A 17,061-nucleotide genomic window follows, 5' to 3' on the forward strand; every position below is an offset into this window, starting at 1 on the left:
CCAGGAGAAGGCCATGTTCACCGGCATTATCGAATCCATCGGCAGCATCCGCGCCATGACCCCAAAGGGCGGCGACGTACGCCTGCTGGTTGAAACCGGCAAGCTCGACCTCGGCGACGTCAAGCTGGGCGATAGCATCGCTGTCAGCGGCGTGTGCCTGACCGTCATCGAGTTGCCGGGTAACGGCTTTGCCGCCGACGTCAGCCGGGAAACCCTGGACTGCACCGCGATGAACGACCTCAAAGCCGGCAGCCCGGTCAACCTGGAAAAGGCGCTGACCCCGACCACCCGACTCGGTGGACACCTGGTCAGCGGCCACGTTGACGGCGTCGGCGAGGTGGTTGCACGCAGCGAAAACGCGCGCGCCGTGGAATTTCGCATTCGTGCGCCGAAAGAGCTGGCCAAGTACATCGCCCACAAAGGCTCGATCACCGTCGACGGCACCAGCCTGACTGTGAACGCCGTGAATGGCGCCGAATTCGAACTGACCATCATCCCGCACACCCTGAGCGAAACCATCATGGCGTCGTACCAGCCAGGTCGCCGGGTGAACCTGGAAGTCGACTTGCTTGCCCGTTACCTGGAGCGCCTGCTGATGGGCGATAAGGCCGCAGAGCCAGCATCCGGGAACATCACTGAAAGTTTTCTGGCCGCTAACGGCTACCTGAAATCCTGACCAAGGGGGTGCCGCGTGGCGCTCAATAGCATCGAAGAACTGGTTGAAGACATCCGCCAAGGCAAGATGGTCATCCTGATGGATGACGAAGATCGCGAGAACGAAGGCGATATCATCATGGCCGCCGAGGCGTGCAAGCCCGAGCACATCAACTTTATGGCCAAGCACGCCCGTGGGCTGATCTGCATGCCCATGAGTCGCGAGCGCTGCGAGCTGCTCAAGCTGCCGTTGATGGCGCCGCGCAATGGCTCGGGTTTTGGTACCAAGTTCACCGTATCGATTGAAGCGACCACCGGCGTCACCACCGGCATTTCCGCCGCCGACCGCGCCCGCACGGTGCAAGCCGCTGCGGCCAAAGACGCCAAGGCCGAAGACATCGTCAGCCCCGGCCACATTTTCCCGCTGATGGCCCAACCGGGCGGCACCCTCGCTCGCGCCGGCCACACCGAGGCGGCCTGTGACCTGGCGCGCATGGCCGGTTTCGAGCCAAGCGGCGTGATCTGCGAAGTGATGAACGACGACGGCACCATGGCCCGTCGCGCCGAACTCGAGGCGTTTGCTGCCGAACACGGCATCAAGATCGGCACCATTGCCGACCTGATTCACTACCGCATGATCCACGAACGTACCGTTCAGCGGATTGCCGAGCAGCCGCTGGACAGCGAACTGGGCCAGTTCAACCTGGTGACCTACCGTGATTCAGTCGAAGGCGATGTGCACATGGCCCTCACCTTGGGGAGCATTTGCGCTGAAGAACCGACCCTGGTGCGCGTACATAACATGGACCCGCTGCGCGACCTGCTGATGGTCAAGCAGCCGGGCCGCTGGAGCCTGCGCGCCGCCATGGCCGCGGTTTCCGAGGCAGGCAGCGGTGTGGTGTTGCTGCTGGGCAACCCGGTGGATGGCGACGTATTGCTCGCGCATATTCGTGAAACCGCCGAGCACACCCAGGTCAAAACACCGACCACCTACAGCATCGTCGGTGCCGGTTCGCAGATTCTGCGTGACCTCGGTGTGCGCAAAATGCGCCTGATGAGCGCACCGATGAAATTTAATGCGATATCCGGATTCGACCTGGAAGTTGTAGAATACGTGCCCTCCGAATAAAGGCTGGCGTTTTCTGCCCCTTGTTCGCGGTTAAATCATCACTGAGGGACGCACTTTTCGCGTCCCGGCTCTTTAAGAGATTTGTCGAATGACCCTGAAGACCATCGAAGGTACCTTCATCGCCCCCAAAGGCCGCTATGCCCTGGTGGTTGGCCGCTTCAACAGCTTCGTGGTTGAAAGCCTGGTAAGCGGTGCCGTGGATGCCCTGGTTCGCCACGGTGTGAGCGAGAGCGACATCACTATCATCCGCGCCCCTGGCGCCTTCGAAATTCCACTGGTTGCGCAAAAAGTTGCACAGCAGGGTGAATACGCGGCGATCATCGCCCTGGGCGCGGTCATTCGGGGCGGTACTCCGCACTTCGAATACGTGGCTGGCGAATGCACCAAGGGCCTGGCCCAGGTGTCCATGGAGTTCGGCGTGCCAGTCGCTTTCGGCGTACTGACCGTAGATTCCATCGAGCAAGCCATCGAGCGCTCCGGCACCAAGGCCGGTAACAAGGGCGCAGAAGCTGCCTTGTCCGCACTGGAAATGGTTAGCCTGCTGTCGCAGTTGGAGGCCAAGTGATTTCCGACGAGAGCGATCAGTTCAACCCACAGGATCCGCGTCCAGCCGATGCCGGCAAGCCATCCAAAAGCGAGAAGCGCCGTAAGGCGCGTCAACTCGCGACCCAGGCGCTGTACCAGCGCCTGATGGCCGGTGCCTCGCTGAACGAAATCGAAGCGCAGTTTCGCGTCGACAACGACTTCACGTTTGCCGACCAGAGCTACTTCCACGATATCCTGCACGGTGTGCATGCCAACCTGACCGAGATCGACACGGCTCTGGCACCATGCCTGGACCTGACCATTGAAGAACTCGACCCGGTTGAACTGTGCGTGATGCGCCTGTCCACCTGGGAGTTGCTCAAGCGCGTCGACGTGCCTTACCGCGTGGTGATCAACGAAGGTATCGAGCTGGCGAAAGTCTACGGTTCGACCGACGGCCACAAGTTCGTCAACGGCGTGCTCGACAAGCTGGCCCCGCGCCTGCGCGAAGCTGAAGTGAAGGAACACAAGCGCTAAGTCGCTTGAGTCCTGAATGGGTGAGTTCGAGCTGATCCGCAATTACTTCGCCGCTGCGCCCTGTGCGCAGGGCGGTGAAGGCATTGCCTTGGGGATCGGCGACGACTGCGCCCTGCTGGCGCTCCCTGCCGGGGAGCAGTTGGCAATCTCCACCGATACGCTGGTGGCTGGCGTGCACTTCGCCGACCCCTGTGACCCGTTCCTGCTCGGCCAGCGCTCGTTGGCCGTGGCAGTGAGCGACCTGGCCGCCATGGGCGCCCATCCTCTGGCCTTCACCCTCGCACTCACCACACCCACCGTCGATGCCGATTGGCTGCAACGCTACGCCCAGGGTTTGAACGCCATGGCGCAAAGCTGCGGCGTGGGGCTGGTGGGCGGCGATACCACGCGCGGGCCGCTTAGCCTGACCCTGACCGTGTTTGGCCGTGTGCCGGCCGGGCAGGCGCTGGTTCGCAGCGGTGCGCAGCCGGGTGATTTGCTGTGTGTGGGTGGTGAGCTGGGTAACGCTGCCGGCGCTTTGCCGCTGGTATTGGGGCAACGCACGGCGGACGCAGCTATCGCTGATCCGCTGCTCGCCCATTACTGGTCGCCGCAACCGCAGTTGGCGCTGGGCCTCGCGCTTCGGGGTAAGGCCACGTCTGCGATGGACATCTCCGACGGCCTGCTGGCCGATTGTGGGCATATCGCCAAGGCATCGGCTGTCAGGCTGGTCATTGAGCGTGAGAAACTGCCGTTATCCCAGGCGTTGCTGGCGTTTGTTGGCGATGACGATGCCCGTGTGGCCGCGTTGAGCGGGGGCGACGACTATGTGTTGGCGTTCACCCTGCCACCGGCCGAGCTGGCGCCGCTGTTGGCGGACGGCTGGCCGATTCACGTGATCGGCCGGGTCACGGCGGGGCAGGGCGTGACGCTGATTGACGCCGCCGGGCAAGACATCACGCCAGCCGTGCGCGGCTATCAGCATTTTCGCGACACGCCGTAAGCGACAGACCTGCGCTACCCTCTATACGGTTATCCCTGTACAGGAGGTAGTCACCATGGGTGTGCGCCGTTGGCTGCTGATAGTGTTGTGCGCTCTCGCAACCCAGATTCTCGCCGATGAAGCACCTGTCCCTGGCAAGATCATGCTGGCCAGTGAGCAGTGGAACGACTACACCAACAAAGATGGCAGCGGCCTGGCCTGGGATGTGTTGCGAAAGATCTTCGAACCGGTGGGCATTACCGTGCAAACCCGCAGCGTGCCCTATACCCGTTCGGTCGGCCTGGCCCAGCGTGGCGAGGTGGATGGCTGGGTCGGTTCCTATCGCGACGAAGCCAGTGGCGTGTTGTACCCGCACTGGAATTTCGACTCCGACCACATCTACGCCCTAGGGCTGGCAGCCACACCTGCACCGAGCATCGCCACGCTGGGCAATTATCGTTTGGCCTGGGTGCGCGGCTACAAGTACGAGGAATACCTGCCGAATGTGCGCCGCTTCAACCCGATAGAACGTCGGAGTGGCATCCTGCCGATGCTGCAACACGGCCGCGCCGACTTCTATATTGATGCCCTCACTGAAGCCAAATACGTGCTCAGCCAGTCGGATGACCCGGCGCAATTCAAGCTCACTCATATAGCCGAACTGCCGCTCTACATAGGCTTTGCCGACACCGAGCGTGGGCGGGCATTGATGGGGGTTTATGAGCAACGCATGGCCACGTTGGTGAAGAGCGGCGAGTTGAAAGCGATTTTCGAGCACTGGAAACAACCGTACCCGTTCTGACCTGCATAGAACCAGGACGAAGGCCAATCGAACCTATTGATCTTTATCAGCGATAATTCAGCTTAAGCGTCTGTAGGAACCTGCTGTTACAATGACGCCCTCTGTGAAATCTGAAATCAGGAGCACACGGTGCCCGTCGTTTTCGTCGCCGCTTCCAAGCTGCCTACCCCTTTTGCCACGTTCACCATGAACGGCTTTCTCGAAGAGGCCACTGGCCGCGAGCACGTCGTGCTCAGCCTGGGTGATATCGCCGACGGCGCGCCGGTGCTCGGCCGCGTGCATTCCGAATGCCTGACCGGCGACGCCTTGTTCAGCCAGCGCTGCGACTGCGGTTCGCAACTGGAAGCAGCGATGCGCGCCATCGCCCGTGAAGGCCGTGGTGTGCTGCTGTACTTGCGTCAGGAAGGCCGCGGCATTGGCCTGATGAACAAGATTCGCGCCTACGAGCTGCAAGATGGTGGCGCCGATACCGTCGAAGCCAACGAACGCCTGGGCTTTGCCGCCGACCAGCGCGACTACGCGATCTGCCTGCCGATGCTGGAGCATTTGGGCGTCAAATCCCTGCGTTTGATGACCAATAACCCGCGCAAGGTCAAAGCCTTGACCGAGATGGGCATCACCGTGGCCGAGCGCGTGCCGCTGCACACCGGGCAAAACCCGCACAACAAGCTCTACCTGGCCACCAAAGCCAGCAAGCTCGACCACATGATGGGTAACGAGCATCTGGGCGAGGTCGACCGCGCGTGACCCGTGGCCAGGTAAAACGGCGACTGTCCTTCAACTGGTGGCAGTACCTGGCCCTGGCATTGCTCCCGCTGTTCGTGCTTAACCTGGTGTTCGGGCAAGCCCAATCCCTGCTTCCTGTGTTGGCCATGCCGCTCTTTATTGCCGGCGTGGCCTCGATGTTTCTGAGCCTGCGTTATTTTCATGGCTATAAACACGCACTGATCGCCACTTCCAAAGTTCTCGATACGCCCGAAGAACCGGCTGCGTGGATTACCCTCGCGGCCCGTCGGCGTGCGGCTTTGTTGGTAGCCGCACTGCCGGCCTGGATCGGCGCGTTGGCCGTGTTCGTCGGCCTGGAAGCGGTGCCGCTGTGCCTGCTGGCGCTGTCGACACTGGTGCTGTTCTATCTCTATCGCATCCCGCGTCAGCTGGGATGATGCGTGTTTGGCTGTCGCTTCTGGTGCTGGCATTCAGTGCCCAGGCGATTGCGGTTGAACGTGTCGTCAGCCTGGCGCCGTCTCTCTCCGAAATCGTGGTCGAACTGGGCGCCGCCGACCTGCTGGTGGGCGTGCTCGATGGCGGCGAGCGCCCGGCGGCATTGGCCCAAGTGCCGTCGGTTGGGCAATACGGCCAACTGAATATGGAGCGCTTGCTCAGCCTCAAGCCCGACCTCATTCTGCTCTGGCCCGGCAGTGTCGGCCCGGCCCAGCGCGAGCAATTGCAGCGCCTGAATATCCCGGTTTATGTGGCTGAACCCCATAGCCTTGAACAGCTGACGGCCCAGGTACAAGCCATCGCTCAACAATTGGGCCGCGAAGCGGCGGGGCGCACGCTGGCCGCGCAGTTACGCCAACGCTTGGCCGAACTGCGCCAACGCTATCAGCGCGCCGAACCGTTACGTGTGTTTTATCAGGTATGGAACCAGCCGCTGTACACCGTGGGCGGCGGGCAGATCATCAGTGATGCCTTGGAGGTATGTGGCGCACGCAACGTGTTTGCCGACCTCAAGCTGCCCGCGCCGCAGGTCAGCGTCGAGTCAGTGTTGCAGCGCAATCCCCAGCTGATCCTGGCGGGTGATCAGGCGCAACTCGACGAGTGGAAGGCCTGGCCTCAGATCGCGGCGGTGGCTGAAGGTCGTTTGCAGGTCGTGCCCGACAAGGGGCTGGAGCGGCCCAGCGGGCAGATGGTTGAGGCCATCGCGAAGCTCTGTCAGGCAATGGCTGCCCAGCGCTGAGAGTCGCTGTGTTTTCGTCTGCTGCGGTGCGATTAGTCTGTCAAAACCATCGGATTTTGCCTGGCGATCTACCCGCCTAGGAGTGCTAGTTTCGCGGCTCTCCCATTCGAGCTGATCAAGGACACATCATGCGTTATCTATTGGCGATGGCCGGCGCCGCTTTCGCATTGGCGCTTATAAGCGGGTGCGATATTTCCCAAAGACTTTCCGAACTGAGGACCTTTGGTAATCATCCGGTGGTGGACAGGACCGCAACGGTGGACAGCACCCAGCAAGACCTCCTCACTATCCAGAAGCCTGCGAAAATCACCTCGATCCGTGGCGGCACCTCCCAGTGCTTTGATTACGCGTTGGAGCGCGATGGTAAAAGAGCCGATTATTTCGTCTCGTTCACCTCCCACGGTTGGGCAAATGCCTGGGGCTACTCAACGTGCAGCAAGCAGGTGGCAGCAGGCGGCCTGACGTCTAACGAGCGGATCAAGAGGCAGTACTGACCATTGATAGTGCGCGCTGGCGTTACAGTTCCGGCGTCCAGGTCACTCCAAACAACAGCGCCCGGCCTTCTTCCCGGTAGCCGTATTGTTGGCCTTGATACTGATACAGCGCCCGGCTGTAGTCTTTGTTCAGCAGGTTATCGACCTTCATGTTCAATGTTACTTCACGGTTCACCGCCCAACTGGCGCGAAGCCCCAGCAACCCGTAACCACCCAACCGTTGCTGGTTTTTCGGGTCATCGTAGCTGCTGCTTACCGCTTGCCAGCTGGCGCCGACGCCAAACTGATCGAATTGGCGATCCAGATCCAGGCTCACCGTGCGTCTGGCGCGGCGGGCCAATGTGCGGCCGGTGTCGCGGTCGCGTGGGTCAATCATCGCCAGCCCGAGGCTGCCTTGCCAGCCGAACAGTTCTTGCTTGAGCGCTGCTTCAAAGCCATTGATGCGGGCCGAGCTGACGTTTTGTGGGCCGTCGCTGCCGAACACGATGGCGTCCTGAATATCGGTGCGGTACAGCGACGCCTCCAGGCGGCTGGTGTCGCTGAGCTGGCTGCGCCATTGCAGTTCATAGCTTTTGGAGGTTTCGGGTTTCAGGTTTGGGTTGGCGTTTTTGAAGCCGTATTCGTCCGGGTAATAAAGGTCGTTGAAGGTCGGTGCGCGGAAACCTTCGCTGTAACTGAACAACAGGTCGTTATACGGGTTCACCGGCAGGGTCAGGGTGCCGCTCCAGCTGTTGTGACCGCCGAATTGCTGGTTCTGGTCGCGGCGCAGGCCCAGCTCGGTGGAAAAATACTGTGCTTCAAAGCGGTGCTGGATAAACGCGGCGCGGTTCCAGCGGCTGTCTTCGGCGAGCACCGTACTGCTGTTGACCCGGTCTTCGTACCAGTCGCCGCCCAGGATCAGGCTGTTCTGATCATTGAGGGTCAAGTCGTTCTGCCAGGTCAGCGAGTCGCGGTAGGTGTTGAACACGCTGCGGTCGTCGCTGAGTTTATCCAGGGTTTTTTCGCGGTTTTCGCTGTGACCCAGCTCTAGGCGAGACTTCCACGCATCGTTGATGCGCGCGTCGACATAGCTGCTGACGCTGCTGACGGTGAAGTCTGTATAGGGTTTTTGCTGGAAGCTCTGGTAGGTGAGCGAGTCATAGCGACCAAAAGGGTTGTCGAATTCGCTTTTGCCACGGTTATCCAGCACATTCACGCCAGCGTCGATGTCATCAGTGAAGGCATGGCTCAGGCTGAAACTGATGGCTTTATTGCGATAAGCATCGTGGTCGCCATCGCTCGGGTACGACGTGCGTGTGCGGTTGATCCCCGCCGTGTCATCCAGGCTGGCGCCAAGGCTGAAGCGGGTTTGCTGGTCGCCGCCGGACAGTCCCAGGCTGCGCTCCCACGTCTGATTGCTGCCAAAGCCCACGTGCAGGCGCGGTTACAGGCCCGACTCGGTGTTGCGCCGGGTGAAGATCTGAATCACCCCGCCAACCGCATCGCTGCCGTAGATCGCCGAGCGCGAGCCGCGCAGCACTTCTACGCGTTCGATCTGGTCGATGTTGAGGTATTGCAGGTTGCTGGTGCCGGTGGTGGAGCTGCTGATGCGCTGGCCATCCACCAACACCAGGCTCTGGGCGGTGGACGTGCCGCGCACATACACGTTGGTCACGCTGCCACGGCCACCACTTTGCGCCACCTGCACACCGGGCACACGGCTGAGCAAGTCGCTCACGCTGGTGGGCTGCAAGCGGTCGATGTCATCGCGGGTAAACACGCTGTTGGCGGCGCTGCTGTCGTTACGCGCCTGCACCTGGCGGTTGGCGCTGATCACCACGTTGGGGAGTTTGAGGGCGTCGTCGCGCTCGAAGCTGTCGGCCAGCACGTCAGTGGCGGGGAGCAACAGCAGGGGCAGGGCAAAACGAAGGCGATTCATGGGCTGTCCATAGCATTGAGCAGCAATACAAAAACAATGTGGGAGCTGGCTTGCCTGCGATGCGGTCACCTCGGTTTTTCAGTAAGACCGAGGTGATGCTATCGCAGGCAAGCCAGCTCCCACATGTTATGAGTGTTTTACAGGCCCAGCAGCGCCATGCGCGCGCGCACCGAAGCCTCGATCCCCGCCTCATCCAGGCCACATTCGGCCAGCATCTGCGCCGGTTTGGCGTGTTCCACATACACATCCGGCAAGCCCAGGTGCAGCACCGACTTGAGGATGTTCTCCCGCGCCAGGAACTCACTGACTGCCGCGCCAGCACCGCCCATGATGGCGTTTTCTTCGACGGTCACCAGCAGTTCATGGCTGGCGGCGATTTCACGCACTAAGGTCTCATCCAGCGGTTTGACGAAGCGCATGTCGACCACGGTGGCGTCGATTTTCTCGGCGACCTTCAGGGCTTCGGCCACTTGCACGCCGAACACCAGAAACGCGACCTTGCTGCCCTGGCGGCGCACGATGCCTTTGCCAATCTCGATCGGCTCGAGGTTTTTCTCGATTACTGCATTCGGGCCGTTGCCGCGCGGGTAGCGCACGGCAGCCGGGCCGTTGTACAGGTGGCCGGTGCTGAGCATCTTGCGCAGCTCGTTTTCGTCGCTCGGGGTCATCACCAGCATGCCGGGGATGCAGCGCAGGTAGGACAAGTCGAAGCTGCCGGCGTGAGTCGGGCCGTCTTCGCCGACCAAACCTGCGCGGTCGATGGCGAACAGCACGTCGAGGTTCTGCACCGCCACATCGTGAACAAGCTGGTCATAGCCGCGTTGCAGGAAGGTGGAGTAGATCGCGACCACCGGCTTGGCGCCTTCACAGGCCATGCCGGCGGCGAAGGTCACCGCGTGTTGCTCGGCAATTGCCACATCGAAGTAGCGCAGCGGGAAACGCTCGCTGAATGCCACCAGGTCGGAGCCTTCCTTCATCGCCGGGGTGATACCCACCAGGCGCGGGTCGGCGGCGGCCATGTCGCACAGCCATTCGCCAAACACGCCGGAATACTTCGGCCCGCTGGCTTTTTTCGGCGCAGCGGCGGGCGCATCCACGGGTTCGAGCTTGGTGATGGCGTGGTAACCAATCGGGTCGACTTCTGCCGGAGCGAAGCCTTTGCCTTTTTTGGTGACGATATGCAGGAACTGCGGGCCCTTGAGGTCACGCATATTGCGCAGCGTGGCGATCAGGGTCGGCAGGTCATGGCCGTCGATCGGGCCGATGTAATTCCAGCCCAGCTCTTCAAACAGGGTGCCGGGTACCAGCATGCCCTTGGCATATTCTTCGGTACGCCGGGCAATTTCCCACGCGCCGGGCAGGCGCGAGAGCACCTTCTTGCTGCCTTCGCGCATGCTGGCGTAGGTGCGGCTCGAAAGGATTTTTGCCAGGTAATTGGACAGGCCACCCACATTGCGCGAAATCGACATGTCGTTGTCGTTGAGGATCACCAACATATTGGCGTCCACTTCCGGCGCGTGGTTCAGTGCTTCAAAGGCCATGCCGGCGGTCAGCGCGCCATCACCAATCACCGCAATCGCCTTGCGATCGCTGCCTTGCAGGCGGGCGGCAATTGCCATGCCCAGCGCGGCGCTGATGGAGGTGCTGGAGTGGCCGACGCCAAAGGTGTCGTACTCGCTCTCGGACCGGCGCGGGAAGGCGGCCAGGCCGTCCTTCTGGCGCAGGCTGCCCATGCGCTCGCGGCGGCCTGTTAGGATTTTATGCGGATACGCCTGATGGCCCACGTCCCACACCAGCCGGTCGTCCGGGGTGTCGAACACGTAGTGCAGGGCGATGGTCAGCTCGATGACGCCCAGCCCGGCACCGAAATGCCCACCGGTCTGGCCGACCGTGTAGAGCAATTCCAGGCGCAACTCATCGGCCAGGGTTTCCAGCTCGGCTTCACCCAGTCGACGCAGGCCAACCGGCGTGACAGCACGGTCGAGCAGGGGCGTGGACGGGCGCTTGCGGGGAATCTCTTGAAACGTCGTGGGCATCAGGCGAATCGTTATAGGTATAGAAGAGGCGGCAGTTTACCTCAAGCGGTGCAAACTGCCCACGCAGGGCGCCGAACTTGGCCGATATGCGGCGCGAAAGGCCGCGGTTATCAGTGGCGGCGTTCGACGATATACCGCGCCAGGTCGCGCAGTGGCTCGGCCGCCGCGTCGAAAGGTCGCAGGGCGTCCAGGGCCAGGTCGCGCAGTTCCAGGGCGTAAGCCTTGGCGGCATCAAGACCCAGCAACGCCGGATAAGTCGGTTTGTCTCGTGCGATATCCGCGCCTTGGCGTTTGCCCAGGGTGGCGGTGTCACTTTCCACGTCGAGAATGTCGTCCTGCACCTGAAACGCCAGGCCGATGGCCCGGGAATAGGTCTGCAGGGCCGCCAATTGCGCAGCTTCGGCGCGGCCACTGGCCAGGGCGCCCAAGTGCACGGCGGCTTCGATCAGCGCGCCGGTCTTGTGACGGTGCATATGTTCGAGGGCTTTTTGGTCGAGCTTGAGGCTGACCGAACCCATGTCGATGGCCTGCCCGCCGACCATACCGGCCGGGCCTGCGGCCAAGGCCAGGGCCGTGACCATGCGCAGGCTGATCTCGGCATTCACGCTGTTCAGGCGCGGGTCCAGCAAGGCGCTGAACGCCAGGCTCTGCAAGCCGTCACCGGCGAGGATCGCGTAGGCTTCGTCAAAGGCTTTATGGGTGGTGGGCTGGCCGCGACGCAGATCGTCATCGTCCATGGCCGGTAAATCGTCATGCACCAGGGAATAGGCATGAATCAGCTCAACCGCACACGCCGCGCCATTGGCGTGCTCGGCCGGCGCACCCAGGGCTTCACAGGCCGCATACGCCAGCAGCGGGCGCACACGTTTGCCGCCGTTCATCACGCTGTAGCGCATGGCTTCATACAAGCGCTTCATCTCCGGGCCTGGCGCTACGAACAAAGGTTCGAGCGCCGCATTAACCCGGGCCTGGCTGCTGGCCTGATACGCATCGATCATTCGGGCTGTTCCGCATCGAAAGGTTCTTCGGCCAACTCCCCGTCGCGCTCCAGCAACACCTGCACCTTCTGCTCTGCCTGCGCCAACGCGCTCTGGCAGTCGCGCGTCAGGCCGATGCCTTGCTCAAACGCCGTCAACGAGTCTTCCAGCGACAACTCGCCGTTCTCCAGACGCTCAACCAGGGTTTGCAGGTCGGCGAGGGATTGTTCGAAATCGAGTGCAACTTTTTTGCGGGCCATGGCGGCTAATCCGGTAGACGGTAAACCGGCGCGACACTAGCAGACATGGGGATTCTGGGCAAATGAGCGGGGCTGTCACTGGTCTGCCGTTGAGCCGAATAAAATGCTTATTCGGCTCATTTCGTGAGCCGATTAGGCATTTTATTCGGCTCAGCGCATACCGCAGTATTGCCCCTGTGCGTCCTTGAGCTGCGCTTCAAATGCCATCAACCCGGCCTGCATTTTCTGCAGCCCGGCAATCTGCCCGGCCAGTTCGCACTTCTTGCTGGCGATGGCCTGGTCTGCCCTTTCCCAAGGCAACGCATCGCCCTCGTGCCCGTGCAAAATCCCCTGCAACTCCTTGAGCTTGAACCCCAACTGCTGGGCGCATTTGATCAGCGTCAGCAACTCGACACTCTGCGCCGAGTAAACCCGATAACGCCCCGCACGCTGTGGCGCTGGCAGCAGGCCAATCGCTTCATAATGGCGAATCGCCTTGATGGTCGTGCCCGACAACTGCGCGGCTTTGCCGATGTACATGAAAACTCCTTTTTTCAAATAGTGCGCCGACCTGTTTGAGCCACGTGTCGCGCTGCGTTGCGGTTGATCCCAGTACAGGTCCGAACATCAGCGTCTTGGTCGGCTTGATGCCGCAAAAGGCCAGGGTCGTGCTGCGCATCTGATGAATCCCCGGCATGCGATAGACCCAGCGGTAATACCACGGCGGCGTGTCCAGGGTCACCAACAAATGGGCGGTGCGGCCCTGCAGCAGCTTATCCGGGAAAGCCTTGCCCTTACGGTATTTGAAGGCAAAGCCGGGTAGGAAAATACGGTCGATGAAGCCTTTCATCAATGCCGGGATGCCGCCCCACCAGATCGGGAAAACCCACGCCAGATGAGTCGCCCAGAGGATATCGGCTTGGGCGCTGAGCAAATCGGGTTCCAAGGCTTGGGGCAGGGCATAGCCGTTATGCAGGACCGGGTCGAAAGCCAGTTCGCCTAGCCGCAGGACGCGTACCTCGTGGCCGGCGATTGTCGCCGCGTGGATGTAGGTATCAGCGACGGCTGAGCAGAAACTGGTGCTGGAGGGGTGGCCGAGAATGAGCAGGATGCGCTGAGTCATGGTGCCGAAGCCTGAAAGTGGACCTTTCAGGGTAGGGTGTGCTGTATAGGGGAGAGTCAAGGCACGGCCCAGCAATGCGTCGATTTGCAAAGGCCAGCAGGACGTTTCTGTGATCTGTGCAAGGCCCTTCCTGAAGCGCTCGCGGCCCCTTGTGACGGTAAAAACCACTGACTAGCCTGTGCCTCTCCAGTCAAGAGTGAAACGGGCATGAGCGAAACCTCCATCGGCTTGATCACGCCTCCTGTGGGCTACAGCGACTGGTTGAGCGACCTTAAACTGCGCATCCATACGGCCCAGCAGCGAGCAACGCTGGCGGTGAACCGCGAACTGGTGCTGCTTTACTGGCAGATCGGCCACGATATTCTGACCCGCCAGGCCGCGCAGGGTTGGGGCAGCAAGGTGGTTGATCGCCTTGCCCAAGACTTGCGCGCGGCCTTCCCCAAGATGAAGGGCTTTTCGCCGCGCAACCTCAAATATATGCGCGCTTTTGCCGAGGCGTGGCCGAATGCCGAATTTGTGCAACAGGCTGCTGCACAATTGCCGTGGGGCCACAATGTGGTGCTTCTAGACAAACTCCCCGGCCCCGAAACGCGCCGGTGGTACATCGCCCAGGCAATTGAACACAACTGGTCACGTAGCACGCTCGTGATGCAAATCGAGCATCGCCTGCTGGAGCGCAGTGGCAAGGCCGTCAGCAATTTTGAAGACCATTTGCCCAAGCCCCAATCCGACCTGGCGCGCGAATCGCTCAAGGATCCTTATCGTTTCGACTTTCTCAGCCTGGCTTTGGATGCGCAGGAGCGCGATATAGAAAACGCGTTAATCAAGCACGTCACCGACTTCCTGCTTGAACTGGGCGCCGGTTTCGCCTTTGTCGGCCAGCAGGTATTACTGGATGTAGGTGGTGATGAGTTTTTCGTCGACCTGTTGTTCTATCACCTGAAGCTGCGCTGCTACGTGGTGATCGAACTCAAGACAGGCAAATTCAAGCCCGAACACCTCGGCAAGCTGAGTTTTTACCTGTCGGCAGTGGATGCCCAGCTTAAACACCCACAGGACGGGCCCACCATCGGCCTGTTGTTGTGCAAGAGCAAAAATGAAGTGGTGGCTGAATACGCATTGCGCGACAACAACCGGCCGATCGGCGTGGCGGAGTATCAGTTGGTGGAGTCTTTACCGGCAGAGCTACAAACCAGTTTGCCAAGCATTGAGCAGATTGAGCGGGAGCTGGCGGGGTGCATTCAACCGTGACAGCTTGCCGTTCAGGGCAGGCTGCAATGGTTGGATGGATAAAGCAGGCGCTTTCCTTCTTTCCCGTATCCATGTCCGCGCCAACAACGGCGCTTCAGTTCATCAGGTTGGGAAGTGGAACCTCAGCCTTCGATGGGCGCGCTGAGCGGTTCGGGAAAAGTGAGACAAAAAATCTCACGCGTGAGCTATTGAGCATTGCAAAAATTGCCTGTAGATTTTCTCACGCGTGAGATTTTCACAACGAGGCCAGTACCATGAAAAGCAGCTCTCCATCGAGCCCGCCCGCAGAGCCCGATACCGATTCAGCAAGCCGCAAGGGAGAGCGCTTGAAACCGCCGGTTAAAAAGCCGTCGAGCTTTTACATGAAGCAGATGCGCGCGGGGCTGGCGGCCGCCGGTTATGTGAAACACGAGACTTGGGTGCTTCCCGAAAACCGAAGCCTGCTCAAGCAAATGGAGAAACAGCTTCGCCAACCGATTCTGGCTGGCTCATTCATGTCGGAGAATTTCATGAGCGCAGGTACCAACTGGAACATCGACCGCCTCTTCAGCGCGCTGCAAGCCCTGGACGAAGTGGTCGCCAAAGACATTACGCTTTCTCTGGTTCAAGGTTCCGAGTCCAGCATCAAACTGGAAATGAACGACTTCGGGGGCTTGCCGATTTACATCGCGGTGGTGGGCGAGCAGATCATCGTCGATACCGTGCTGGTCGACGTCGAGTCCATCAACGACGTAACCGCCTTCAATGACGCCGTGCTGCGCAGCCGGGAGATGTTCCCGTTGTCGTCGATCGGTATCGAGTCCATGCCGAACGGGCAGGTTGTTTACAACATGTTTGGTGCGCTGAGTTCCGACTCCAGCCTGACCAACATCGTGACCGAGGTGAAAACCCTGGTCGATAACGTGCAGCGCGCCAGCGAAGCCTTCGAACGTTTCTTCAATTAAGTATTCGGGAGTATCCAATGACTCAGTCCATCTGGAGCAAATTGTTCACCGCGCTGCGTGGCGGTGCCAGCGAAGTCGGCGAATCGATCGTCGACCAACAGGCCCTGCGCATCCTTGATCAAGAAATTCGCGACGCCGACACAGCATTGGCCAACGCCAAGCGTGAGCTGGTGAGCATCATGGCCAAGCACAAGCTGGCAGCGGATCGCGTAGGCGAGTACGACGCCAAGATCAAAGACCTTGAATCCAAGGCGATGGCCGCTATCCAGGCCAACCGTGAAGACCTGGCCCTGGAAGTGGCCGAAGCCATTTCGACCCTGACCAACGAGCGCGACGCCGAGCAAAAGCAGACCGCCGAGTTCGGTGGCTACGCCGACAGCATGCGCAAGGACATCACCAAGGCCGAAAGCCGGATCAAAAGCCTGCGCCAGCAAGTGGACATGGCCAAGGCCCGCGAAAGCGTGCAAAAGGCCCAGGTCAGCGCGTCCGTCGCCAGCGGCGGCGCCAACGGCAAGCTGGAAACCGCCGTCGGTACACTCAACCGCCTGCAAGCCAAACAGCAGCAACGCGCCGCTGAACTGCAAGCCCAGGACGAACTGGCCGAGGCATCGACCGGTACCGACCTGGAACGCAAACTGCGTGAAGCCGGCATCACCCCGGACACCGGCAGCGCTAATGCGATTCTGGAGCGTCTGAAGCAAAAGTCGGCCGAGTAGCGCTTCCACTGCCCGACCCGTGGCGAGGGAGCTTGCTCCCGCTGGACTGCGTAGCAGTCCCATTTTTAGGGCCGCTGCGCAGCCCAGCGGGAGCAAGCTCCCTCGCCACAGTGACCGTGTTCTTTCTTAGCGGGCGGGCATTGACTGTGCCCTTTTTACGTCGAGGTCAGGATGGACGCCCTGAAGGGTTTCAAGACAATCGCAGGCCTGGCCGTGTTCATGGTCGCGCTGCAACTGCTCAATGTCGCCACCGGTTACAGCCTCATGGCATTCGGGCTGATCCCGAGGACCGTGCAGGGCCTGTTCGGCATCCTCACCTCACCGTTTCTGCACGCCTCCTTTGCCCACCTGAGCGCAAACCTGATTGCGTTTGTGGTGCTGGGCACCCTGGTCATGGCCGAAGGGCTCAACCGTTTCATAACCGTCAGCGCGATTATTATCCTGCTGGGCGGTTCGCTGGTCTGGCTGTTCGGGTTTACCGGCGTACACGTCGGTGCCAGCGGCTGGGTCTTTGGGCTATGGGCCTACCTCTTGTCGCGCGCCTGGTTCCACAGGAGCTGGAGCAACCTGTTAATCGCCGGTGTGGTGGCGGTGTTTTATGGCGGGTTGATCATGGGGTTTGTGCCGCGCCAGGGGATTTCCTTCGAAGGGCATCTGTTTGGTGCGCTCGCCGGCTTTATTGCTGCCAAGGTACTTCTCTCAACACCGCGCAGCAGGTTTAATGCCGGGTGAACGTGCGCCTACCGACGCTGAGGCGATGGCGTCAGGAATCAAATACCCAGGGAGTCAGGGGCG

The 17,061-nt window shown here is 60.8% G+C and carries 19 protein-coding genes and 1 pseudogene; 14 read left to right on the forward strand and 6 right to left on the reverse strand.

Annotated features, from left to right (window positions below; translation table 11 throughout):
- Positions 1-13: 13 nt before the first annotated feature.
- From ACQY47_RS18010 to ACQY47_RS18055, 10 genes are all read left to right on the forward strand, one after another.
- Positions 14-676 (forward strand): riboflavin synthase, encoded by a 663-nt coding sequence (locus ACQY47_RS18010; RefSeq protein ID WP_017135994.1) that lies wholly within the window; start codon positions 14-16, stop codon positions 674-676.
- A 15-nt stretch (positions 677-691) separates the two neighbouring features.
- The gene (gene ribBA, locus ACQY47_RS18015) at positions 692-1,783 is read left to right on the forward strand and encodes a bifunctional 3,4-dihydroxy-2-butanone-4-phosphate synthase/GTP cyclohydrolase II (protein WP_017135995.1); all 1,092 of its coding nucleotides are present in this window, start codon (positions 692-694) and stop codon (positions 1,781-1,783) included.
- A gap of 88 nt (positions 1,784-1,871) precedes the next feature.
- Entirely contained in the window at positions 1,872-2,348 is a 477-nt protein-coding gene (ribH, locus tag ACQY47_RS18020; protein ID WP_003176356.1) for a 6,7-dimethyl-8-ribityllumazine synthase, read from the forward strand.
- Positions 2,345-2,845, forward strand: coding sequence for a transcription antitermination factor NusB (nusB, locus tag ACQY47_RS18025; protein WP_017135996.1), 501 nt, complete (start codon positions 2,345-2,347; stop codon positions 2,843-2,845). Before ribH ends, nusB begins: the two co-directional genes overlap by 4 nt.
- 16 nt (positions 2,846-2,861) lie before the next feature.
- Positions 2,862-3,827, forward strand: coding sequence for a thiamine-phosphate kinase (thiL, locus tag ACQY47_RS18030; protein ID WP_428550704.1), 966 nt, complete (start codon positions 2,862-2,864; stop codon positions 3,825-3,827).
- A 55-nt stretch (positions 3,828-3,882) separates the two neighbouring features.
- Complete coding sequence (locus tag ACQY47_RS18035; protein ID WP_099547555.1) at positions 3,883-4,608, forward strand: substrate-binding periplasmic protein; 726 nt, start codon at positions 3,883-3,885, stop codon at positions 4,606-4,608.
- Positions 4,609-4,737: 129 nt separating this feature from the next.
- Entirely contained in the window at positions 4,738-5,355 is a 618-nt protein-coding gene (gene ribA / locus ACQY47_RS18040) for a GTP cyclohydrolase II (protein ID WP_428550707.1), read from the forward strand.
- Complete coding sequence (locus tag ACQY47_RS18045) at positions 5,352-5,771, forward strand: MFS transporter (RefSeq protein ID WP_428550710.1); 420 nt, start codon at positions 5,352-5,354, stop codon at positions 5,769-5,771. The genes ribA and ACQY47_RS18045 overlap by 4 nt, the downstream gene beginning before the upstream one ends.
- Complete coding sequence (locus tag ACQY47_RS18050) at positions 5,768-6,568, forward strand: cobalamin-binding protein (protein WP_138451027.1); 801 nt, start codon at positions 5,768-5,770, stop codon at positions 6,566-6,568. The genes ACQY47_RS18045 and ACQY47_RS18050 overlap by 4 nt, the downstream gene beginning before the upstream one ends.
- A 128-nt stretch (positions 6,569-6,696) precedes the next feature.
- Entirely contained in the window at positions 6,697-7,062 is a 366-nt protein-coding gene (locus ACQY47_RS18055) for a hypothetical protein (protein ID WP_395600566.1), read from the forward strand.
- A gap of 22 nt (positions 7,063-7,084) precedes the next feature.
- Here the strand turns inward: ACQY47_RS18055 and ACQY47_RS18060 are convergent.
- The 6 genes and pseudogenes from ACQY47_RS18060 to ACQY47_RS18085 form a co-directional block, all read right to left on the reverse strand.
- Positions 7,085-8,980 (reverse strand): annotated as a pseudogene (locus tag ACQY47_RS18060) (TonB-dependent receptor domain-containing protein).
- 137 nt (positions 8,981-9,117) lie between these two features.
- Entirely contained in the window at positions 9,118-11,016 is a 1,899-nt protein-coding gene (gene dxs, locus ACQY47_RS18065) for a 1-deoxy-D-xylulose-5-phosphate synthase (RefSeq protein ID WP_017136004.1), read from the reverse strand.
- 110 nt (positions 11,017-11,126) lie between these two features.
- Positions 11,127-12,014 (reverse strand): polyprenyl synthetase family protein, encoded by an 888-nt coding sequence (locus ACQY47_RS18070; RefSeq protein ID WP_428550715.1) that lies wholly within the window; start codon positions 12,012-12,014, stop codon positions 11,127-11,129.
- Positions 12,011-12,253, reverse strand: coding sequence for an exodeoxyribonuclease VII small subunit (locus tag ACQY47_RS18075; protein WP_003176346.1), 243 nt, complete (start codon positions 12,251-12,253; stop codon positions 12,011-12,013). Before ACQY47_RS18075 ends, ACQY47_RS18070 begins: the two co-directional genes overlap by 4 nt.
- Positions 12,254-12,403: 150 nt before the next feature.
- Positions 12,404-12,772: a MerR family transcriptional regulator gene (locus tag ACQY47_RS18080; RefSeq protein ID WP_017136005.1), complete on the reverse strand. Its 369-nt coding sequence runs from the start codon at positions 12,770-12,772 to the stop codon at positions 12,404-12,406.
- Positions 12,711-13,355, reverse strand: a complete 645-nt coding sequence (locus tag ACQY47_RS18085) for an NAD(P)H-dependent oxidoreductase (RefSeq protein WP_138452001.1) — start codon at positions 13,353-13,355, stop codon at positions 12,711-12,713. Before ACQY47_RS18085 ends, ACQY47_RS18080 begins: the two co-directional genes overlap by 62 nt.
- Positions 13,356-13,562: 207 nt before the next feature.
- Between ACQY47_RS18085 and ACQY47_RS18090 the strand changes: the two genes are divergently transcribed.
- The 4 genes from ACQY47_RS18090 to ACQY47_RS18105 all read left to right on the forward strand — a co-directional run bounded on the left by ACQY47_RS18090 (position 13,563) and on the right by ACQY47_RS18105 (position 16,998).
- Positions 13,563-14,606 carry a PDDEXK nuclease domain-containing protein gene (locus tag ACQY47_RS18090; protein ID WP_428550721.1) on the forward strand — a complete coding sequence of 348 codons (1,044 nt, stop codon included), beginning with the start codon at positions 13,563-13,565 and terminating at the stop codon, positions 14,604-14,606.
- 362 nt (positions 14,607-14,968) lie between these two features.
- Positions 14,969-15,550, forward strand: coding sequence for a YjfI family protein (locus ACQY47_RS18095; RefSeq protein ID WP_032865490.1), 582 nt, complete (start codon positions 14,969-14,971; stop codon positions 15,548-15,550).
- A gap of 17 nt (positions 15,551-15,567) precedes the next feature.
- Entirely contained in the window at positions 15,568-16,266 is a 699-nt protein-coding gene (locus ACQY47_RS18100) for a PspA/IM30 family protein (RefSeq protein WP_017136010.1), read from the forward strand.
- Positions 16,267-16,437: 171 nt separating this feature from the next.
- The gene (locus ACQY47_RS18105; protein ID WP_017136011.1) at positions 16,438-16,998 is read left to right on the forward strand and encodes a rhomboid family intramembrane serine protease; all 561 of its coding nucleotides are present in this window, start codon (positions 16,438-16,440) and stop codon (positions 16,996-16,998) included.
- Positions 16,999-17,061 lie beyond the last annotated feature (63 nt).

The organism is Pseudomonas edaphica, assembly GCF_965277385.1.
Lineage (GTDB): Bacteria > Pseudomonadota > Gammaproteobacteria > Pseudomonadales > Pseudomonadaceae > Aquipseudomonas > Aquipseudomonas edaphica.

Bases quoted from the DNA above. Each gene is read 5' to 3' on its own strand.
- ACQY47_RS18010 (WP_017135994.1), top strand. From the start codon at position 14: ATGTTCACCGGCATTATCGAATCCATCGGCAGCATCCGCGCCATGACC.
- ribH (WP_003176356.1), top strand. From the start codon at position 1,872: ATGACCCTGAAGACCATCGAAGGTACCTTCATCGCCCCCAAAGGCCGC.
- thiL (WP_428550704.1), top strand. From the start codon at position 2,862: ATGGGTGAGTTCGAGCTGATCCGCAATTACTTCGCCGCTGCGCCCTGT.
- ACQY47_RS18035 (WP_099547555.1), top strand. From the start codon at position 3,883: ATGGGTGTGCGCCGTTGGCTGCTGATAGTGTTGTGCGCTCTCGCAACC.
- ACQY47_RS18050 (WP_138451027.1), top strand. From the start codon at position 5,768: ATGATGCGTGTTTGGCTGTCGCTTCTGGTGCTGGCATTCAGTGCCCAG.
- ACQY47_RS18055 (WP_395600566.1), top strand. From the start codon at position 6,697: ATGCGTTATCTATTGGCGATGGCCGGCGCCGCTTTCGCATTGGCGCTT.
- dxs (WP_017136004.1), bottom strand. From the start codon at position 11,016: ATGCCCACGACGTTTCAAGAGATTCCCCGCAAGCGCCCGTCCACGCCC.
- ACQY47_RS18070 (WP_428550715.1), bottom strand. From the start codon at position 12,014: ATGATCGATGCGTATCAGGCCAGCAGCCAGGCCCGGGTTAATGCGGCG.
- ACQY47_RS18075 (WP_003176346.1), bottom strand. From the start codon at position 12,253: ATGGCCCGCAAAAAAGTTGCACTCGATTTCGAACAATCCCTCGCCGAC.
- ACQY47_RS18080 (WP_017136005.1), bottom strand. From the start codon at position 12,772: ATGTACATCGGCAAAGCCGCGCAGTTGTCGGGCACGACCATCAAGGCG.
- ACQY47_RS18085 (WP_138452001.1), bottom strand. From the start codon at position 13,355: ATGACTCAGCGCATCCTGCTCATTCTCGGCCACCCCTCCAGCACCAGT.
- ACQY47_RS18090 (WP_428550721.1), top strand. From the start codon at position 13,563: ATGAGCGAAACCTCCATCGGCTTGATCACGCCTCCTGTGGGCTACAGC.
- ACQY47_RS18095 (WP_032865490.1), top strand. From the start codon at position 14,969: ATGAAGCAGATGCGCGCGGGGCTGGCGGCCGCCGGTTATGTGAAACAC.
- ACQY47_RS18100 (WP_017136010.1), top strand. From the start codon at position 15,568: ATGACTCAGTCCATCTGGAGCAAATTGTTCACCGCGCTGCGTGGCGGT.
- ACQY47_RS18105 (WP_017136011.1), top strand. From the start codon at position 16,438: ATGGACGCCCTGAAGGGTTTCAAGACAATCGCAGGCCTGGCCGTGTTC.